The sequence below is a fragment of the Brevundimonas sp. genome (assembly GCF_965227765.1).
Lineage (GTDB): Bacteria > Pseudomonadota > Alphaproteobacteria > Caulobacterales > Caulobacteraceae > Brevundimonas.
Genome location: NZ_OZ245778.1, coordinates 2793548 through 2812557, shown reverse-complemented (window position 1 = coordinate 2812557; position 19010 = coordinate 2793548). Strand labels below are relative to the sequence as shown.

The window sequence follows — 19010 nt, the reverse complement described above, 5'->3', positions numbered from 1 at the left end:
CTCGACCGACCCTTGCGTCGGTTCAGCCTGAGCTTTCGCGCGGCGATGATGTCGCGCGTCCCGAACTCTGGGCCCGGCCGTGTGCGCCGGGCGAGGACAGATCATGAGAATTCAAAGACATTGGCTGATGACCGGCGCCGCCGTGTTCGTCGCCCTGGGCGTGGGTATTGGCGCGGGCTTCGGCGTCGCCGGGCGCCTGGACGGCTCCTCCGCAGCCGAGCACGCTGACGAAGGCCACGCCGAAGAGACGGGCGAGGAAGGTCTGGTCGCCCTGACGCCGGACCAGGCGATCCAGGCCGGGGTCTCGATCATCGCCGTGCAGCGCGGTGGGGGCGGCAGCGAGCTGAAACTGCCCGGACGCGTCGCCTTCGCGCCGGGCGCCGAGGCCTCCGTCGATGCGCCCCTGGCCGGGGCCGTGACCCAGGTCCATGTCGGGCTTGGCGACCGGGTCGGCGTCGGCTCTCCTCTGATCACCTTGCGCAGTCCCGACGGAGCCGCCTCGCGCGCGGACGCCGATGCGGCCAGCGCCACGGCCGACGCGGCTCGCGCGGCCGAGCGACGCGAGCGGACCCTGTTCGAACAGGGCTGGATTTCTCAGGCCCGGCTGGACGTCACCAGCGCCGAGACCCGCCGTGCCGAGGCGCAGTTGCGCGCCGCTCGCGCGCGGGTCGGGGCCTTTGGGGCGCCGGGCGCCAACGGCCTGACCGTGGTGCGCAGCCCCATCAACGGCATCGTCACCCGGATCAGCGCCGCGCCGGGACAGGTGCTGCACGAAGAGGCGCTGCAGGTCGCCGCCGTAGCCGATCCCGCGCGCACCGAACTGGTGTTCGAGGCGCCGCCGGCCGCCGCCGTTCTGGTCAGGATCGGCGACAGGCTGGACAGTACGGTTGCAGGATCGGGTGGGGTTTCCGGCGTCGTCACCGCAATCGCTCCGGCCAACGCCAATGGCGTCGTGATCGTGCGGGCGCGGCCGTCTGGAGCTGCGCCCCCCGCCGGGTCCGTGGTCTCGGCCCGCATTCTGTCGGGCGCCGATGCGGGCGCCCTGGTCGTGCCGGTGGACGCGGTCCAGACGGTCGAGGGCGCGCCCTCTGTCTTTGTGGTGGAGGAAGGCGGGTTTCGCGCCCGGCCTGTGGTCACCGGGCGAACAGCCGATGGCCGCATCGAAATCATCTCGGGCCTTACCGGCGCCGAACGCATCGCCGGGCCCGGCGCCTTCCTGCTCAAGGCCGAACTGGCCAAGGGCGAAGCCGAGCACGGACACTGACCATGCTGAACCGGATCATAGACGCCTCGGTGCGTCTGCGCTGGCTGGTCGTCGGACTGGCCGTCGTCCTGGCCGTCCTAGGCGGTCGCGAACTGATGCGCCTGCCTATCGACGCCGTCCCCGACATCACCAACCGACAGGTGCAGATCACCACCGTGGCCCCGGCTCTTGGGCCCGAAGAGGTCGAGCGCCAGGTGACATTTCCGCTGGAAACCGCGCTGGCTGGCCTGCCCGGACTGATGGAAACCCGGTCTCTGTCGCGCCACGGCTTTTCCCAGATCACGGCCGTCTTCACCGACGCGACCGACATCTATTTCGCCCGAAATCTGGTCAATGAGCGGCTTCAGGCGGCGCGAGACGACCTGCCGCCGGGCCTGTCGCCCACCATGGGGCCGGTCGTCACCGGTCTGGGCGAAGTCTATATCTGGACCCTGGAACTGACCGGCCCGGCGGCCCGGACCGGCGTCCTCTACGTCACGCCCGAGGGCGAGCGCCTGACCACGGATCAGGAAAAGGCCACCTATCTGCGCACGGTCCAGGACTGGATCGTGGCCCCGCAGTTGAAGACCGTGCCGGGTGTCGCCGGCGTCGATGTGCTTGGCGGCTATGTGAAGGAATACGCGGTGCACCCCGATCCCGGTCGGCTAGCCGCATACGGTGTCGGCCTGGTGCAGCTGGTCGAGGCGCTGGAACACGCCAACCGCATCGCCGGCGCCGGCTACGTCAACCGGGCGGGCGAGGCCTATATCGTGCGCGCCGACGCGCGGCTGAAAAGCCTGGATGATCTGGCCCAGACCCCGATCCTGAATCGGGGCGGGCAGGTAATCCGCGTCTCCGACGTGGCCACGGTCGAGATCGGCCGGGCTCCGCGCCTCGGATCGGCCAGCGCCGATGGACGCGAGACTGTGGTCGGCACCGCCCTGATGCTGCAGGGCGAGAACTCGCGCGAGGTCGCCCACCGCGTTGGCGAACGTTTGAAGGAGATCACGCCCAGCCTGCCGCCCGGCGTTCGCCTGCGTCCGGAGCTGGACCGCACCGAGCTGGTCGAGGCGACGATCCGCACCGTCGAGCACAACCTGCTGCTCGGCGCCCTGCTGGTGGTCACCGTGCTGTTCTTCGCCCTGGGCAATCTCCGCGCGGCGATCATCACCGCCTTGGTTATTCCCTTGAGCTTCCTGTTCGCGGCCTCGGCCATGAACAGGTTCGGCATCAGCGCCAATCTGCTGAGCCTGGGCGCGCTCGATTTCGGCCTGATCGTCGATGGTGCGGTGGTGGTGATCGAGAACACCCTGCGTCGCCTCGGACTGAAGCGGACGGAGGCGGGCCGGGCGTTGACGGCTGCAGAGCGTCTGTCGGTCGCCGCTGCGGCGGCGCGCGAGATGGCGCGTCCGGCCGCATTTGGCCAGGCGATCATCCTGCTGGTCTATGCGCCCCTGCTGATGTTCGAGGGGGTGGAGGGCAAGATGTTCGGGCCGATGGCCGCCACCGTCATGCTGGCCTTGGCGGCGGCCTTTGTTCTCAGCTTCACCTTCGTGCCCGCGATGGCGGCCCTGCTGGTTCGCGAACCCAAGGCGGATCACGAGGAAACGCGCCTGACCCGTGCAGCCAAGGCGCGCTATTCGCCTCTGCTGGCGCGCGCCATCGCCTGTCCGCGCATGGTCCTGGCCGGAGCCGGCATGGCCCTGATCGCCGGCCTGATCGCCTTCATGATGCTGGGGCGCGAGTTCGTGCCGCAGTTGGATGAAGGAGACATTCTGGTTCAGGCGTTGCGGGCGCCCTCCACCTCTCTGGAACAGAGCCAGGCGATGCAGTTCCAGGTGGAGACGGCGCTGAAGGCCATGCCGGAAGTCGAGCGGGTCTTCACCCGAACAGGCACCGCCGAGGTCGCGTCGGATCCCATGCCGCCGTCGATCTCCGATACCTTCGTCATCCTGAAGGACCGCAGTGATTGGCCAGAACCGGGCATGGCCAAGGCCGATCTGGTCGCGGGGATGGAGGCGCGTCTGTCGACCCTGCTGGGCAATAATTACGAGTTCACCCAGCCGATCGAGATGCGGTTCAACGAGTTGATCGCCGGGGTCAGGTCGGACGTGGCGGTGGTGATCTATGGCGACGATTTCGCCGCCATGACGGCCACGGCCCAACAGGTGGCGACCGTTTTGAACGGGATCGAGGGCGCGGCGGACGTTCGGGTGGAACAGGTGTCGGGCCAGCCGACCATCACCGCCAGCGTCGACCGCACGGTGGCGGCGGCGCAGGGCATCCACGCCTCCGACGCCGCCGACGCCCTGGCCATCGCCCTGGCCGGCCGATCTGCGGGCCAGATCCATGAGGGCGACCGGCGCTTCGACGTGGTGGTGCGGCTGGACGAGAGCCTGCGCGCCGACCCGGCCGTGATGGAGCAGTTGCCGGTCATGCCCGAGAACGCCGAGGCGGGCGCCCCCACCATTCCCCTGTCGTCCGTGGCCCGTTTCGACGTGGCCGAGGGGCCGAACCAGATCAGCCGCGCCGATGGCAAGCGCCGCATGATCGTCCAGGCCAACGTCCGCGGACGCGACCTAGGCGGCTTCGTCGCCGAAGCGCAGGCCAAAGTGGCGGCACAGGTCCAGCCCCCGCCGTCCGGCTGGATCGACTGGGGCGGACAGTTCGAGAACCTGCAGCGTGCATCGGCGCGGCTGGCCCTGATCCTGCCCATCGTCTTCCTGACCATCGGCCTTCTGTTGGTGCTGGCGCTGCGCTCATGGCGGGATGCGGTTCTGGTGTTCGCGGGGGTCCCCCTGGCGCTCGTTGGCGGGGCTTTGGCCCTGGCGCTGAGAGGGATGCCCTTGTCGATCAGCGCGGCGGTCGGCTTTATCGCCGTGTCCGGTGTCGTGACCCTGAACGGCCTGGTCCTGATGCAGGCGATCCGGCAACGGCTGTCCGAAGGCATGGCGGCGCCCGATGCGGCGCTTCAAGGCGCGGTCAGTCGCCTGCGAGCCGTGATGACCACGGCGCTGGTGGCGGTGCTGGGCTTCGTGCCCATGGCCTTTGCCAGCGGCGCGGGGGCAGAGGTGCAAAAACCCCTGGCCACGGTGGTCATCGGCGGGCTGACCTCGGCGACCCTGCTGACCCTGATCGTTCTGCCCGTTCTGGCGGCGCGGTGGAGAGGGCGGGACTGATCGGGTCTGGGCGGCGTTTGTGGTTAAGCCATCTGATCCGCGATCTCGCGCGTATCTGTCCAACTGGAGGAGCCCATCATGAACGTCGCCGTCGCCTATGTCCTGACCCTCGTCGCCTTCGCCATCATCGACACGGCCTGGCTGGGGACGATGGGAGACCGGGTTTATCGCCCCCTGATCGGCTCGATGCTGGCCGACCAGTTCCGGCTGGTCCCAGCCATCGCCTTCTATGCGCTTTACGCAGCGGGCCTGACCCTGTTCGCCGTCATGCCGGGTCTGGCCGAGGGCGGCTGGAAGAAGGCGCTGCTGTGGGGCGGCCTGTTCGGCCTGTTCGCCTATGGCACCTACGACCTGACCAATCTGGCCACGTTGAAGACCTGGAGCCTGAAGTTGTCGATCATCGACATGGCCTGGGGCGTCTGCGTCAGCGCCGGGGCGTCAGCCGCAGCCTGTGCAGTCGCCATGCGTGTGCTGAAGATCACGCCCTAGTGGTCAGGCGGCGCTAAGGTCGAGGCGGTCTGGGGAAGAAGACGCTGGTGCGCGCGGCGTAGGCCGCGAAGGCGTCGGGCCTCGATCGCTTCATATGCGCCTCCAGCAAAGGCACGCCCGACACCTGGGTCAGCAGCCAGTAGATATAGGCCGGGCCGCTCAGGGCCAGCCAGCCCCAGACCCATCCGCCCGTGAAGTCGATGGCGAAGATCGGCCAGGCGCACCAGCCCAGGAACTCGAAGAAATAGTTGGGATGCCGCGACCAGGCCCACAGGCCGGTGTCGCAGATCCGGCCCCGGTTGGCGGGATCGGCCTTGAAGGCGGCCAACTGTCGGTCGGCGACCGCTTCGCCGATCAAGGCCGAGATGAAGACGATTGCGGCCAAGGCGTCCTGTATCGTCAGTCCAGGCGTGGGCTGGCGCGCGGCCAGCAGCACGCTGAGCGCCAGGAAGGCGGCGGCTCCGGCCTGGAGCATCAGGAATCCGAACATCCGCCCCTGGAAGTGCGCGCCCCATTCGTGGCGGAGCCGGGCATAGCGGGCGTCTTCGGTGTCATGCGCGGCTCGGGCCGCGATATGCAGCCCCAGCCTCAGGCCCCACAGACCGATCAGGACCGCCGCCAGCCACTGGCGCGGGGAGGGCGGTTCCGCGGCGACGGGGAACAGTGCGACGCCCACCCCTGCCGCGCCCAGACCCAGGGACCAGAAGGCGTCGGCCCAGCCGCCCTGACCCGTACGGCGCTGAACGATCCAGGCGGCGGTCATCACCACGACCATGAACAGGGCGGCGCCGCCCCAGAGCAGGGCGAGAGGGATCACAGCCGCACGAAGGGCTGCATCAACCGCCCCAGCCAGCCATCGAGCTGAATCTGGCCGTCGAGGGCGACGACGCAGAGGCAGGGTTCGTCGGAGACCACGCGCGGCTGGTGCAGAACGTCGTTGTCAGCCTCTTCCAGATCCCCGACATCGAACCTGTGGTCATCGGTGGCATAGGCGCCCGACAGGACGCAGGTCAGCTCGACCCCGCCATGGGTGTGGCGTGGCGTTTCGCGGCCTGGGTCGATCTTCAGCAGGATGACGCGGCAATCGCCGTCGCGCGGCGCATCGACGTCGCGTATCCGCATACCCGGCCCGATCCAGCGCCAGGGACCCAGGGCATAGCGGCGCAGCGGCTCGGGCAGTTCAGGCATATCGTTGAGCGGCGGTTGGGGCCGGGCCTCGCCGGCGTCGGTTTCGATCCGGGCCATGGCGCGGGCCAGGGCGTGTTCCGAAAGATCGGCCGGCGCTGTGTCGACCAACAGGGCTCCGCCGACGCTCTGCAGCCGTCGCACCCAGGCGTCATTGGCGGGGCGCAGCGCCAGATGGGCTGCGACGACGACGGCTTCCGGCGGGCTGAGCGCGCCCGAGGCATAGGCCAGCAGGCGGTCTTCGGACGGGTCGTGGCGGCTCTTCGCCAGGGGGGCGGTCATTGCGACGCCCCTTGGGTGGGTTCAAGAATCTGGCGCAGCTTTATCATGGCGTTTCGTATGCGGGATTTGACGGTGCCCAGCGGCAGGTCGAGCCGGCGGGCGATTTCGGAATGGGGGCTGTCGACGAAGAAGGCGAGGCGCAGCACCTCGGACTGGTCGGGCGTCAGCCGAGACAGGGCGTCGCGTACACGTTCTGCATCCTGCGACATCGACAGGATGTCGTCGGGCCGCTGCGGGTCCTGGTCGGCCAGTTCGATCTCCGGCGTCGGCAGGGGGCGGGCGTCGCGGCGAAGCATATCCAGCCGCCGGTTGCGGGCGATGGTGAAGATCCAGGTCGCGGCGCGGGCCTTTCTGGCATCGAACAGATCCGCCTTGCGCCACACGGTCAGCATGGCGTCCTGGGCGAAGTCTTCGGCGGCGGCGGGGGCTGCGCCCGACTTGATCAGCCAGGCCTTCAGCCGGGGGGCGAAATAGTCGAACAGTTCAGCGAAGGCTTCGCGGTCGCGCCGCAGGGCCACGGCCTCGATCAGCCTGTCATGGTTGATCGGCTCGGGTTGAGCGGCGCTCGGACTCATCCGCGCGGGCCATTTCGCCGACTGCCTGGCCGACTGCCTGTCTGGCCGCCCTGCAGGGTATGTGAATACGGAAGCCTCAGCATGCATGGAGCCTAATACGCTTCGTCGAAATGTCTGGATCAATCACGATCCGATCTCCAGGCCGAAGCGTAACGGGTCATGCCTTCCCTGTTTCCGGCGGGCCTCTTTTGGAGCCGTCATGCCGCTGTCGTCCGTCCGTCCCATCGACGGTTCCCTGAAGATCGCCGTGGTCGGATCGGGCATCGCCGCCCTGTCCTCAGCATGGCTGCTGGCCCAGCGGCACCAGGTCACCGTTTATGAACAGGCCGATCGGCTGGGCGGTCATTCCAACACTGTCTCCGCCGGGGAGGTCGCTGTCGACACTGGCTTCATCTGTTTCAATGACGCCACCTATCCCAACCTGATCGCCCTGTTTGCGCATCTGGGCGTAGCGACGCGGGCGACCGATATGTCCTTTGCGGTCTCGCTGGAGGACGGGCGGTTCGAGTACGCGGCGCCCGGCCTGTTCGCCCAGAGGCGAAACGTCCTGCGGCCTCGCTTCTGGTCCATGCTGGGCGAGATCCTGCGCTTCTATCGCGACGCGCCCGTCGATCTGGCCCAACTGACCGATCCCAACCTTACCCTGGGTGACTATCTCAAGCGCGAAGGGTTCAGCGAGGCTTTCCGCGACGATCACCTGCTGCCGATGGCGGCGGCGATCTGGTCGTCGCCCGCCCATACGCTGATGGACTACCCGGCCGAGGCCTTCCTGCGCTTCTGCGGCAACCACGGCCTGCTGAAACTGGTGGGTCGTCCGCTATGGCGCACGGTCGAGGGAGGCAGCCGTGTCTATGTCGAGCATCTGGCTCGGGCGCTGGGCGATGTGCGGCTGAACCACGGCGTTCGGGCGATTCAGCGCACCGAGCACGGTGTCATGATCCATGACAGCGAGGGCGACGTCGAACGGTTCGATCACGTCGTCATCGGCGCCCACGCCGACCAGGCCCTGGCCATGCTGGCCGAGCCCACCGCTGACGAGGAACGGGTGCTGGGGGCCTTCCGCTATAGCCGCAACCTGACGGTCCTGCACACCGACGCGGGGCTGATGCCGCGTCGCCGGCGCGCCTGGGCCAGCTGGAACTACATCGGCGCGGACGACGGCCTGTGCGTCACCTATTGGATGAACAAGCTGCAGGGCCTGCCGGGCCAGGACCTGTTCGTCACCCTGAACCCGCCGCGCCCGCCCCGGCCCGACACCCTGTTGCGCAGCGAGCTTTACGAGCACCCCATCTTCGACCCGGCCGCCATCCAGGCGCAGAAGCAGCTGTGGAGTCTGCAGGGCCAGGGCGGGGTCTGGTTCTGCGGCGCGCATTTCGGGGCGGGTTTCCACGAGGATGGCCTGCAATCGGGTCTGGCCGTCGCCGAGCAACTGGGTGGGGTGCGCCGCCCCTGGTCCGTCGAAAACGAGAGCGGGCGTATCCATCTGTCGCCCGTTGCGACGGGGACGCTGGAGCGGGCGGCGTGAGCCCGAACCCTGATAGCCCGACCTCAGCCCTCTATCGCGGCGAGGTCATGCACCAGCGACTGCGGCCCAAGGCGCACAGGCTAAACTATCGCGTCTTCTGGCTGCTGCTCGATCTGGCTGAGATCGACGGACTGGACCGGCGGCTGCGCCTGTTCTCGCGCAATGGCTTCAACCTGCTGTCGTTTCATGACGGCGATCATGGCGACAGGTCGGGGCAACCCCTGCGGCCCCAGGTCGAGGCCTGGCTGGATCGCGCAGGCATCCATATCGGCGAGGGCGCCATCCGTCTGCTGACCATGCCGCGTGTGCTGGGCTATGTCTTCAATCCGATCAGCCTCTACTACTGCAACCTCGAAGACGGACGGCTGGCGGCCATGGTCTATGAGGTGACCAGCACGTTCGGCGTTCGCCACGCCTACGTCATTCCAGTGCCGGAACAGGATCAGGCAGCGGGCGTGATCCGCCAGGGCGCCGCCAAAGCCCTGTATGTCTCGCCCTTCATGGCCATGGAAATGGACTACGCGTTTCGCGGCCACGCGCCGGGCGCGACCCTGGATATGACCATCGACGGCATCGACGCTGAGGGTGTGCTGATCACGGCCGCCATGTCAGCGGAGCGCCGCCCGCTGGAGGATCGCGACCTGTTATCGGCGGCGGTGTCCCTGCCCCTGATGCCGATGAAGGTCATGGCCGCTATCCACTGGGAGGCCATCAAGCTGTGGCTGAAGGGCGTGCGATTGACCCGTCAGCCGCCGCCGGCCTGGGAGCCGCTGACCGCCCAGCGACAACCGCAGGAAAGCCGTCTGGGTCGATGAAACCCGCGACGCCCTGCCGCCGAGACCGTCGTGAACCTTTTCCCGAACCGAGACCTCTGAACTCATGACCACGACCCTGTATGGAGCTCCCCGCGCGGCGCCTTCCTCGGCGGTCTTCGACCTGGCGTTGCGGCTGCTGTCGTCGAACTGGACCTGGGGGCGGCTGACCATCGTCCTGCCGGACGGCACGACGCGTCAGCTCAGCGGCAGGGAGCCCGGCCATGCGGCGGTGATGACCATCCGCAACTATCGCTGCGCCGCCCGTGTGCTGAAGAGCGGCGATATCGGCTTTGCCGAAGGCTACATGGCTGGGGAGTGGGACTCTCCCGCTCTGCCAGTGCTGCTGGAGACCCTGGTCAACAACTACGACCACATCCGGCGACTGTTCGACGGCAATCCCGTGATGAACGCCGTCCACTGGCTGGGCCACCGGCTGAACCGGAACAGTCGCCGGGGTTCGAAACGCAACATCCACGCCCATTATGATCTGGGCAACGCATTCTATTCGTCCTGGCTTGACGGCTCCATGACCTATTCGTCCGCCCGGTTCGAAGGGCCCGGCCAGACGCTGGAGGCGGCGCAAGCGGCCAAATACGCGTCGCTCGCCAGGATGATGGACCTGCGGCCCGGTCACAGCGTCCTCGAAATCGGCTGCGGTTGGGGCGGGTTCGCCGAGTTCGCGGCGCGCGAGATCGGCGCGACCGTGACCGGCGTCACCATCTCGCGCGAACAGCATGATTATGCGCGCCGTCGTCTGTTCGAGGCTGGGCTGGCCGACAAGGCCGACATCCGTCTGATCGACTATCGCGACGTGGAGGGACGGTTCGACCGGGTGGCCTCTATCGAGATGTTCGAGGCTGTGGGACGGGAATACTGGCCTGCCTATTTCGCCAAGGTGCAGGCGGTCCTGAAACCCGCCGGCCGGGCGGGTCTGCAGATCATCACCATTCAGGATGCGCTGTTCGACGAATACGACGCCCGCACTGACTTCATCCAGAAATACGTCTTCCCCGGCGGCTCACTCCCTTCGGAGGCCAGGCTGGCGCCCGTCATCGAGACGGCGGGGTTGAGATGGAATACGGTCGAGCGGTTCGGTGGCGACTACGCCGATACCCTGGCCGAATGGGCGCGCCGGTTCGAGGCCGCGTGGGCTGTGATCGGCCGAGAGGGGGCGGGATTCGACGAACGCTTCCGGCGGCTATGGCGCTTCTACCTGGCCTATTGCGAGGCCGGCTTCCGCTCGCGGCGAACCGATGTGATCCAGTTGGCGCTAGACCGGGCGTCGTGAGGCCTAGACTAGGCCCAGGCTCATGCGGACCAACGCCGACAGGTTGGGAGCCTCGGTCTTGGTCATCACCTTGGCGCGGAAGATTTCCACCGTGCGCGGGCTGATTTCCAGCCGGGCGGCGATCTCCTTGTTCGACAGGCCGGCGGCCAGGGCGTCGAAGACCTGGCGCTCGCGGGCTGTCAGTTGCGCGAGCCGCCGGTCGATATCGGCGCGCACTTCCATCTGGGTCCCGACCTGATGCATCCTGGAGACGCAGCCCTTGAGGGTCTCGACCAGGCGCTGGGGCTCGAACGGCTTTTCGATGAAGTCGGTCACCCCGGCCTTCATCAACTCGACCGCCGAGGGCACGTCGGCGTGGCCGGTGATGACGACGATGGGCCAGGCGTCGCCGCGAAGTTCGCCCAGTCGCCTGACCACCTCGATCCCGTCGATGCCCGGCATTCGAAGGTCCGTGACGACACAGGCCACCAGATCTGTCGGCAGGTTGGCGAAGAACTCGACCCCGCTGGCGAATCCCCTGGCGCGAAGTCCCTGGGATCGGAGCAGCAGCACCAGCGAGTCGCGGACGGCGAAATCGTCCTCGATCACGAACACCGAAGGCGTGGTCTTCACGGGCATGGCGGCTCCGATGCGCGTTGCAGGCTGAAGTGGAAGACGGCTCCGCCCAGGTCGCTTCGACCCACGGACAGGACGCCGCCGTGGTTCTCGACGATGGTTCGGGTGACCGACAGGCCCAGGCCCATGCCGTCCGACTTGGTGGTCATCAGCGGCTGGAACAGGTGGGATGTGCGCTCTAGATCGACGCCGGGGCCGGTGTCTTCCACGCGGATTTCATAGACGTCGGCATCGACGGAGCGGCCTACCACCCGGACTTCGCGTCGGGCACAGTCGGCGACGGCCTCGACGGCGTTGCGGATCAGGTTGACCAGGGCCTGTTGCATTTGAATCCGGTCGGCCATGACGCCGTCGTCGCCGGGAGGCACGTCGATGTGGACCGTTGCGCCCGCCGGCGGGGCCAGTAGCTGGATGATGGGGCCGAGGTCCTCCAGCATCGACGACAGGCGTTCGTGCTGAAGCGGACTGGCCTCTACCGTCAGGAGCGCGCGCGCCCGCCGGATGATGGCCCCGGCTCGCAGGATCTGGCCCTTGGCCAGATCGGCCGTACGGCTGGCGCTGTCGGCCAGCACCCCGACCCGGCCCAGATCGGCCTGGGTCGCCTGCAGATACATGGTCGCCGCCGTCAGGGGCTGGTTCAATTCGTGAGCCAGGATAGCCGCCATCTGGCCCAGGGAGTTCATCCGCCACACCTGATTAAGCTGCTCGCCCAGATCCTGATTGCGAAGCTCCGATGCGTGCCACAGGCTGAGGTCGGTCAGGGTCAGGATAACCTCTGACGTCGTGGGATCTCCGGTCACCGACGCGACCTGGATGCCCAGCGGGAAGACATCGCCATCCGTTCGGCGGCCCAGCCAATACTGGTCCGTGATCGGCGCCTCGGACGGCGCCCACCGCGCCAGCCCGAGGTTGAAATACTCGACGAATTCCTGAAAGGCGCGCCCCTTCGCATGGCGTTCTGTCGTGCGGAAAAGGGTGCAGGCCGGCTGGCTGATGGTCACGATCCGGGCGCGGGCGTCCAGGGTCACTACGGGGGCCGACGCAAGCATCGCGTGTATGGTGGCGTCGCGGGTGTTCAGCTGGGATTTCAGTTCGATCGACCGGGCCTTGAAGGACCGACGCGCCCGGCCGATCTCGCCGATCGCTAATCCTACAGCGGCGAACAACAGGGCGTTGACCACAGCATCGACCACACTGACGCGGGACACCAGAACCACATTGGCCGCAATCGCCAGCACGATGGCCAGGGCCGTAGCCCCGCGCGACGCCAGCAGCGCAGGCAGCATGATCGCCGGGATCAACGGCAGGTAATAGAATTTGCCGAAAGCCTCGAGCCCAAGCCGGGCCAGCAGAGCCAGGCCGACGCCGCCCACCGCCAGTGCATAGCCGCGCCAGCCGTGCGATGCCCAGCTCGACATCATGGCGAAGCGCGTCAAGAAAGATGACGTTTCTGCAGGTTGAGGGGCCTGATCGACGGTTGTCACGGCTTGTTTTTCTTAGCTTCCTCGGCCGACAGGGTTAGCACCGAGGCCATTAGGGGTAAATACCTAAGCACTTGACCCTATCGCGAAGGTTACCTCGGCTTCGCTTCTGTTGGTTATCGCCGTTCTCTTAAGTGAGGACGGGCTATGCGTAAGAATTTTCGGATACTCTTGATAGACGACTCCGCGGCCATTCGTCGTTTGCTGTGCTGTATCCTGACGGCGGCCGAGTTCGAAGTGGTCGCCGTTGACGGGGTTCGGGCGGCGCTGCGCCGACTTCGCACCTTCACGCCGTCTGTCATCCTGACGGATTTCAATATGCCGTGCCTGAACGGCGAGGCCCTGGTGCGGCTGGTCCGTCGTCACCCGCGTGTCGGCGCCACCCCAATCCTGGTCGTTTCCAGCGAGACCTCCGCTCAGCCGCGTCAGCAGATGGCGGCGGCCGGGGCGAACGCCTGGCTGGGCAAGCCCGTCGACGCCTGCGCCCTCGTTCGCGCGGTACAGGCCCTTTGCGCTTCGAAGCCCGTCGCCGGGCCGCAGAGCACGCCGCACCAGCCAACCGCCGCCTCGACTGCCCCGCAGGCTCAACTCTAGGTGTTTCTACCTATCGCGCGATTCACGAAGAATATTCGCGTTCCCCGTCAACCTTAACGACAACACGGAGACCAGAAAGGTCACCATGAAGAACAAGAAAATGGATAACGCTGTAATGCGAAAGATTGGCCTGAGCCTTTTTGCTGTCGGATCGACCTTGATGGGCGCGAGTGCGGCCGTGGCTGCTGATCCCTTCTCCTTTCAACTGGGTGTCGCTAGCGAATACACGGGCAAAGGCCTTGGTAAGAGCGACGAGCAACCCAGTGTCTCGGGCCAGGTGACCTGGACCCAGGGCGGAGCCTACGCCAGCCTGTTCGGCGCCACCGCGGACCTGCCCCAGGGCTCGGACGCCGAAATCCTGACCACCATCGGCTATCGGACGACGGTCTCCGGCTACGGACTGGACCTGTCGGTCATCAACCGCGACCTGCCGGGCACCCGCTCGGGCATCGACGCCAACTACACCGAGTTTCAGGCCGACGCGTCGCGCACTTTCGGACCTGTCGCGACCCGCCTGCGCGTCAACTACACCGACGACGGCTTCGCCGGCACGAAAGAGGCCTGGTGGGTCGAACTGCAGGGCGGCGTGGCCATCAATGCCGCAACCAAGGCGACCGCCGCCATCGCCGACCGCACCGCCCGCAACGGCAACGACTACCGGGCCTGGAACGTGGGTGTGAAGCGCAAGCTGGACGACCGCTTCGCCGTCGATCTGCGCTGGTACGACACCGATCGGCACGACTTTGGCGAAAGCTACGAAGGTCGCCTGGTCGCCGCCCTGACCCTGTCTCTCTGACCGTCTTCTTACCGATCTTTTTCGTCCCTCGCGCCTCTCGACAAGGAAACTGCCGTGAAACTGAGCAATGTCCCGATCGGCAAGAAGCTGATCCTCGCCTTCGCCTCAATCCTGCTGGCGATCAGCGCCATGGGCGGGGTCGTCTACCTGAACCTGAAGGAGGTGAAGACCTCCGACGCGCTGCGTTCGACCGCCAACGCGATGACGCGTGAGACCGCGGCGGCCGAGTTCTCCCTGGCGCGCCAGGAAAACAGCTATCGGGGCTATCTGGTGTCTTCTGACCCCTATTACCTCGACCGGACAAACGCTCACCGCGCCGCCTTCAAGGAAAAGCTGGACACGTTGCGCGGCTCAGGGACGGTCGAGGCCGATGCGGTGATCGACGATGTCGAGAAGGCAGCCGACGCCTGGTTCGAAGGGGTTGTCGTCAACGGCGCGACGCTGGCGCGTGACCCGGCGACCCGGGCCGAGGCCGTCGCCATGGTTGGCAACGCGGGTATAGCCGATCAACTGATGACGCCGGTCGAAACGGCGATGGACAAGTTGAAAGCCATCATCTCGGCCAATCTGGACCAAGCCCGCGACCTGCAGCACCGCGCCACCGCCGTCGCAGAGATGAGCCTGCTGATCGGCCTTCTGGGCGCTATGCTGATCGCCGTCGGCGCCAGTGTCGTGCTGTCACGCGGCATCGCCAAGCCGGTGATGAACATGACCGGCTACATGCGCAAGTTGATGGCTGGCGACAACACGATAGAGGTGCCCTGCGCTCTGCGCAAAGACGAGTTCGGCCAGATGGGCGTCGCCATCATCGCGTTCCGCGACGCCGCTATCGACAAGATCCGCATCGAGGCCGAGGCCCTGGCCAATCGCTCGCAATCCGAGGTCGAACGTGCGGCCAACGAGGCTGAGAAGGCCGAGGCGGCAAGACAGGACGCCATCGCCATCGGCGCATTGGGCGAAGGTCTGTCGGCCATCGCCAACGGGGACCTGACGCATCGCTTTACCGCCGAAGTCGCCCCCAAGGCGGCTCGCTTGAAGGAAGACTTTAACACCGCAGTGGTGCAGTTGCAGGACGCCATGTCCGTCGTCGTGACCAATGTCGCGGCCATCCGTTCAGGCTCCGGCGAGATCAGTCAGGCCGCCGACGACCTGTCGCGCCGCACCGAACAACAGGCCGCTTCGCTGGAAGAGACCGCCGCAGCCCTGGACGAGATCACCGCCACGGTGAACCGCACCGCCGCCGGCGCCCGCCAGGCTTCCGAAACCGTCCAGGCCGCCAAGGGCGACGCCGAGACAAGCGGCAATGTCGTGCGCGACGCTGTCTCGGCCATGGGCGCCATCGAGAAGTCGGCCCAGGAGATCAGCCAGATCATCGGCGTGATCGACGAGATCGCCTTCCAGACCAACCTTCTGGCCCTGAATGCCGGCGTCGAGGCGGCGCGGGCAGGGGACGCAGGTCGCGGCTTCGCCGTCGTCGCCTCCGAAGTCCGGGCCCTGGCCCAGCGCTCGGCGGAAGCGGCCAAGGAGATCAAGGTCCTGATCTCGGCCTCGACCACCCAGGTCAATACGGGCGTCAGCCTGGTCGGCCAGACGGGCGAGGCGCTGCAACGCATCGTCGGACGCGTCGCCGAAATCGACGGCCTGGTGTCGGAAATCGCCGCCTCGGCCCAGGAGCAGGCGACCGGCCTTCAGCAGGTCAACACCGCCGTCAACCAGATGGATCAGGTGACCCAGCAGAACGCCGCCATGGTCGAGCAATCTACCGCCGCCAGCCATTCGCTGTCGCAGGAGGCTGAAAGCCTTGCCGGTTCGGTCGCCCGTTTCCAGATCGGTTCGGTGGCCCAACCCGTGCGCTCTGCTCCCCGCGCCGAGCGGAACGAGCCCCGCTTCGCACCTCGGCCAGCCCATCGTCCGGTCGCAGCGATGCGTACGGTGGGACGCGGCGGCGCCGCCCTGCGCCATGAGCCCGTGGCGGCCGATGAAGGCTGGGAAGAATTCTGATGACCAGTTCCTCGCAAGCGGCTGTCGTCACCCTGCCGGCCATTCTCGACATCCAGCAGGTCGAGCCCATTCGGGCGGCGCTGTTGGCGCTGAGAGGACGCGATGTCGTGGTTGACGGTTCCGCCGTCGAACGCCTGGGCGGCCTGTGCCTTCAGGTCCTGATCTCGGCCCAGGAGTCCTGGGTCCGTGACGGCCACAGCCTGATCATCGACCGCGTGTCCGAAGCCTTCGCCAACCAGTGGAACACCTTCGGCGCCGACCCCGTGTCGGCGTTGCAAGAGGGAGAGGCCGCATGACCAAGACCGTCCTGACCATCGACGATTCCCGCACCATGCGGGACATGCTGAAGATGGCCCTGATCGACGCAGGCTATCATGTCATCCAGGCAGTCGATGGCGTCGACGGCCTGGAGACCCTGGGGGCTCACGGCGCCGATGTGGTCATCACCGACATCAACATGCCCCGCCTCGACGGCTTCGGCTTCATCGAGGGAATGCGCGCCAATCCCGACCATCGCTCGACGCCCGTCCTGGTCCTGACCACCGAAAGCGACGCGGCCAAGAAGCAGCGGGCGCGTGACGCCGGCGCCACCGGCTGGATCGTCAAGCCGTTCGATCCGGTCAAGCTGGTCGACGCCGTCCGGCGCGTGGCCGCCTGACCATGAGCGACGCCGTGGACCCGTTCGAGGCCATCAAGGTCGTCTTCTTCCAGGAGTGCGACGAACTGCTGGGCGACCTGGAAGTCGGCCTGCTGGCGATCGAGTCCGGCGCCGGGGACGACGAGACCGTCAACGCCGTGTTCCGGGCCGTGCACTCGGTCAAGGGCGGGGCAGGGGCCTTCGGCCTCGACGCCCTGGTGCGGTTCGCCCATGTGTTCGAGACCCTGCTGGACGAGATCCGGGCCGGTCGCAAACCCTGCGACGACGTGACGGTGAAGACCCTGCTGCGCGCCTCCGACGTGCTGGCCGACCATGTCGCCGCCGCGCGCGGCCAGGCCGCTCCGGTCGAGGAGGCCCGGTCCGCCGGTCTCGTCGCCGAGATGGAAATCCTGACCCACGGCGAGGCGAGCTCGCCCGCCGCCGAGGTCGCGCTGGACGACGCGCCCGACTTCACGCCCGTGTTTGCTCCGGTCATGGCGGCCGTGCCCGAAGCCGACGAGTTCGGCTTCCGACCGGTGGCCTTCAACTTCGCCGGACTGGGCGAGCCCGTCGCGGCCGCTGACGAGGCGGCGGCTCCTGCGGCTCAGGCCTGGCGCATTGTCCTGCGCCCGCACGCCCGTCTCTACGCCAACGCCAACGAGACCGGCATCCTGCTGCGCGAACTGTCGCGCCTGGGTCAGATGAGCGTGGATCTGGATGCCTCGGCTCTGCCGGACCTGGCCGAGTTGGTCAGCGAGGAATCCTATCTGGCCTGGACCGTCGATCTGATCACGGACGCCGACGAGGCCGCCATTCGCGACGTGTTCGACTTCGTCGAGAGCGACTGCGACCTGTCGATCTGCAGGACCGACGCCGAATCGGAAGCGGTCGAGGCTGATCTGTCGCCCGCCGCTGATTTCGACATCTCCGCCCTGTTGGCGATGGCTCAGGCCGAGGTGTCTGCCGTTCCCGCTCCCGTGGTTGAAGCCGTCGCCCCCGCTGCTTCACCGGCTCCCGCTTCGGTTCCTGCGCCGGCGTCCGCTGCGCCCCCCGCAGCGGCCCCGACCGCGCCAGCCGCCCCGGCGGCGGTGACCATCCGCGTCGATCTGGATCGGGTGGACCGGTTGATCAACGTCGTCGGCGAACTGGTCATCCAGCAGGCCATGCTGGCCCAGCGCGTGACCGAGAGCGGCCTGGCCCGGTCGTCGGGCGTCTCGGTCGGTCTGGAAGACCTGGAACTGCTGACCCGCGAGATCCAGGACAGCGTCATGGCCATCCGCGCCCAGCCGGTGAAGTCGGTGTTCCAGCGCATGCCGCGCCTGGTCCGTGAAGTCGGCGAGATGACCGGCAAGCGCGTCCGCCTGGTCACCGCCGGCGAGGACACCGAGGTCGACAAGACCGTGGTCGAGCGTCTGGCCGAACCCATCACCCATATGCTGCGCAACGCGATCGACCACGGCCTGGAAGGGCCTGAGGATCGCGCCGCCGCCGGCAAGCCTGTCGAAGGCACGGTGCGTCTGGCCGCGCTGCACCGTTCGGGCCGGATCGTCATCGAGATCTCCGACGACGGGCGCGGCATCAATCGTGAACGGGTCAAGGGCATCGCCGTCTCGCGCGGCCTGATCGCCGAAGACGCCGTCCTGTCCGACGACGAGATCGACAACCTGATCTTCCTGCCCGGTTTCTCGACCGCCGAGACCATTACGGATGTCTCGGGCCGGGGCGTGGGCATGGACGTGGTTCGCCGGTCCATCCAGGCCCTGGGCGGGCGCATCTCGATCAGCTCGGTTCCGGGCAAGGGATCGACCTTCACCCTCAGCCTGCCCCTGACCCTGGCCGTGCTGGACGGCATGGTCGTCAGCGCCGCCGAACAGACCCTGGTCGCGCCCCTGACCGCCATCGTCGAGAGCCTGACGCCGCGCGCCCAGGACATCCATTACGTCGGCGGCCATGATCCGGTGATCCGCTTCCGCGACCAGTTCGTGCCCCTGATCGACGTGGCCCTGGGTATGGGATTCCGAGACAGCCCCGTCGCGCCCGAAACCGGCGTGGCCATGGTCATCGAAACCGAGGCCGGCGCCCGTGCGGCCCTGCTGTTCGACGCCATCCAGGGCCAGCGCCAGGTGGTCATCAAGAGCCTTGAGACCAACTACCAGCAGGTCGACGGCGTCGCCGCCGCCACCATCCTGGGCGACGGTCGTGTCGCCCTGATCCTGGACGTGGACGCCATTGTCGCAGCCTGGCGCAAGAAGGCTGTCCGCATCGAGGCCGCCACTCGTCCCGACTTCAAAATCGCGAGCTGATC

17 protein-coding genes are annotated in these 19010 nt (G+C 67.3%); 12 read left to right on the top strand and 5 right to left on the bottom strand.

Annotation, left to right across the window (positions count from 1 at the left end):
* The first annotated feature begins 127 nt into the window (after positions 1-127).
* The 3 genes from ACO05L_RS13420 (at position 128) to ACO05L_RS13410 (ending at position 4911) form a co-directional block, all read left to right on the top strand.
* On the top strand, positions 128-1264 hold the full coding sequence (locus ACO05L_RS13420) for an efflux RND transporter periplasmic adaptor subunit (protein WP_421729668.1): 1137 nt from the start codon (positions 128-130) through the stop codon (positions 1262-1264).
* A gap of 2 nt (positions 1265-1266) precedes the next feature.
* Positions 1267-4422 (top strand): efflux RND transporter permease subunit, encoded by a 3156-nt coding sequence (locus ACO05L_RS13415; RefSeq protein ID WP_421729667.1) that lies wholly within the window; start codon positions 1267-1269, stop codon positions 4420-4422.
* Between the two features lie 78 nt (positions 4423-4500).
* Positions 4501-4911 carry a DUF2177 family protein gene (locus tag ACO05L_RS13410; RefSeq protein ID WP_421729666.1) on the top strand — a complete coding sequence of 137 codons (411 nt, stop codon included), beginning with the start codon at positions 4501-4503 and terminating at the stop codon, positions 4909-4911.
* Between the two features lie 13 nt (positions 4912-4924).
* On the opposite strand, the gene ACO05L_RS13405 is transcribed toward ACO05L_RS13410, so the two are convergent.
* The 3 genes from ACO05L_RS13405 to ACO05L_RS13395 are packed head-to-tail and all read right to left on the bottom strand — an operon-like array spanning position 4925 to position 6953.
* The gene (locus ACO05L_RS13405) at positions 4925-5728 is read right to left on the bottom strand and encodes a DUF1295 domain-containing protein (RefSeq protein WP_421729665.1); all 804 of its coding nucleotides are present in this window, start codon (positions 5726-5728) and stop codon (positions 4925-4927) included.
* Entirely contained in the window at positions 5725-6378 is a 654-nt protein-coding gene (locus tag ACO05L_RS13400) for a ChrR family anti-sigma-E factor (protein WP_421729664.1), read from the bottom strand. The genes ACO05L_RS13405 and ACO05L_RS13400 overlap by 4 nt, the downstream gene beginning before the upstream one ends.
* Positions 6375-6953: a sigma-70 family RNA polymerase sigma factor gene (locus ACO05L_RS13395; RefSeq protein WP_421729663.1), complete on the bottom strand. Its 579-nt coding sequence runs from the start codon at positions 6951-6953 to the stop codon at positions 6375-6377. The genes ACO05L_RS13400 and ACO05L_RS13395 overlap by 4 nt, the downstream gene beginning before the upstream one ends.
* A 199-nt stretch (positions 6954-7152) precedes the next feature.
* On the opposite strand from ACO05L_RS13395, the gene ACO05L_RS13390 reads away from it, so the two are divergent.
* The 3 genes from ACO05L_RS13390 to ACO05L_RS13380 all read left to right on the top strand — a co-directional run bounded on the left by ACO05L_RS13390 (position 7153) and on the right by ACO05L_RS13380 (position 10581).
* On the top strand, positions 7153-8478 hold the full coding sequence (locus tag ACO05L_RS13390) for an NAD(P)/FAD-dependent oxidoreductase (protein ID WP_421729662.1): 1326 nt from the start codon (positions 7153-7155) through the stop codon (positions 8476-8478).
* A complete protein-coding gene (locus tag ACO05L_RS13385; RefSeq protein WP_421729661.1) occupies positions 8475-9293 on the top strand; it encodes a DUF1365 domain-containing protein in 819 nt (272 codons plus the stop codon). The genes ACO05L_RS13390 and ACO05L_RS13385 overlap by 4 nt, the downstream gene beginning before the upstream one ends.
* Before the next feature lie 64 nt (positions 9294-9357).
* Positions 9358-10581 carry a class I SAM-dependent methyltransferase gene (locus tag ACO05L_RS13380; RefSeq protein ID WP_421729660.1) on the top strand — a complete coding sequence of 408 codons (1224 nt, stop codon included), beginning with the start codon at positions 9358-9360 and terminating at the stop codon, positions 10579-10581.
* A 3-nt stretch (positions 10582-10584) separates the two neighbouring features.
* Here the strand turns inward: ACO05L_RS13380 and ACO05L_RS13375 are convergent, their stop codons facing one another.
* Together ACO05L_RS13375 and ACO05L_RS13370 are read right to left on the bottom strand one after the other, a co-directional pair.
* Positions 10585-11199: a response regulator transcription factor gene (locus ACO05L_RS13375; RefSeq protein ID WP_421729659.1), complete on the bottom strand. Its 615-nt coding sequence runs from the start codon at positions 11197-11199 to the stop codon at positions 10585-10587.
* Positions 11190-12632: a sensor histidine kinase gene (locus tag ACO05L_RS13370; protein ID WP_421729658.1), complete on the bottom strand. Its 1443-nt coding sequence runs from the start codon at positions 12630-12632 to the stop codon at positions 11190-11192. The genes ACO05L_RS13375 and ACO05L_RS13370 overlap by 10 nt, the downstream gene beginning before the upstream one ends.
* A 216-nt stretch (positions 12633-12848) precedes the next feature.
* Here ACO05L_RS13370 and ACO05L_RS13365 point away from each other — a divergent pair, with 216 nt between their 5' ends.
* The 6 genes from ACO05L_RS13365 to ACO05L_RS13340 all read left to right on the top strand — a co-directional run bounded on the left by ACO05L_RS13365 (position 12849) and on the right by ACO05L_RS13340 (position 19008).
* Complete coding sequence (locus tag ACO05L_RS13365; protein WP_421729657.1) at positions 12849-13271, top strand: response regulator; 423 nt, start codon at positions 12849-12851, stop codon at positions 13269-13271.
* 178 nt (positions 13272-13449) lie between these two features.
* Positions 13450-14067, top strand: a complete 618-nt coding sequence (locus ACO05L_RS13360; RefSeq protein WP_421729656.1) for a TorF family putative porin — start codon at positions 13450-13452, stop codon at positions 14065-14067.
* A gap of 54 nt (positions 14068-14121) precedes the next feature.
* Positions 14122-16068: a methyl-accepting chemotaxis protein gene (locus ACO05L_RS13355; protein ID WP_421729655.1), complete on the top strand. Its 1947-nt coding sequence runs from the start codon at positions 14122-14124 to the stop codon at positions 16066-16068.
* Positions 16068-16364: an STAS domain-containing protein gene (locus tag ACO05L_RS13350; RefSeq protein WP_421729654.1), complete on the top strand. Its 297-nt coding sequence runs from the start codon at positions 16068-16070 to the stop codon at positions 16362-16364. Before ACO05L_RS13355 ends, ACO05L_RS13350 begins: the two co-directional genes overlap by 1 nt.
* On the top strand, positions 16361-16726 hold the full coding sequence (locus ACO05L_RS13345; protein ID WP_421729653.1) for a response regulator: 366 nt from the start codon (positions 16361-16363) through the stop codon (positions 16724-16726). The genes ACO05L_RS13350 and ACO05L_RS13345 overlap by 4 nt, the downstream gene beginning before the upstream one ends.
* 2 nt (positions 16727-16728) lie before the next feature.
* Positions 16729-19008, top strand: a complete 2280-nt coding sequence (locus tag ACO05L_RS13340) for a chemotaxis protein CheA (protein WP_421729652.1) — start codon at positions 16729-16731, stop codon at positions 19006-19008.
* Positions 19009-19010: the final 2 nt, after the last annotated feature.

Bases quoted from the DNA above. Each gene is read 5' to 3' on its own strand.
- ACO05L_RS13420 (WP_421729668.1), top strand. From the start codon at position 128: ATGACCGGCGCCGCCGTGTTCGTCGCCCTGGGCGTGGGTATTGGCGCG.
- ACO05L_RS13415 (WP_421729667.1), top strand. From the start codon at position 1,267: ATGCTGAACCGGATCATAGACGCCTCGGTGCGTCTGCGCTGGCTGGTC.
- ACO05L_RS13410 (WP_421729666.1), top strand. From the start codon at position 4,501: ATGAACGTCGCCGTCGCCTATGTCCTGACCCTCGTCGCCTTCGCCATC.
- ACO05L_RS13400 (WP_421729664.1), bottom strand. From the start codon at position 6,378: ATGACCGCCCCCCTGGCGAAGAGCCGCCACGACCCGTCCGAAGACCGC.
- ACO05L_RS13395 (WP_421729663.1), bottom strand. From the start codon at position 6,953: ATGAGTCCGAGCGCCGCTCAACCCGAGCCGATCAACCATGACAGGCTG.
- ACO05L_RS13390 (WP_421729662.1), top strand. From the start codon at position 7,153: ATGCCGCTGTCGTCCGTCCGTCCCATCGACGGTTCCCTGAAGATCGCC.
- ACO05L_RS13380 (WP_421729660.1), top strand. From the start codon at position 9,358: ATGACCACGACCCTGTATGGAGCTCCCCGCGCGGCGCCTTCCTCGGCG.
- ACO05L_RS13375 (WP_421729659.1), bottom strand. From the start codon at position 11,199: ATGCCCGTGAAGACCACGCCTTCGGTGTTCGTGATCGAGGACGATTTC.
- ACO05L_RS13350 (WP_421729654.1), top strand. From the start codon at position 16,068: ATGACCAGTTCCTCGCAAGCGGCTGTCGTCACCCTGCCGGCCATTCTC.
- ACO05L_RS13345 (WP_421729653.1), top strand. From the start codon at position 16,361: ATGACCAAGACCGTCCTGACCATCGACGATTCCCGCACCATGCGGGAC.
- ACO05L_RS13340 (WP_421729652.1), top strand. From the start codon at position 16,729: ATGAGCGACGCCGTGGACCCGTTCGAGGCCATCAAGGTCGTCTTCTTC.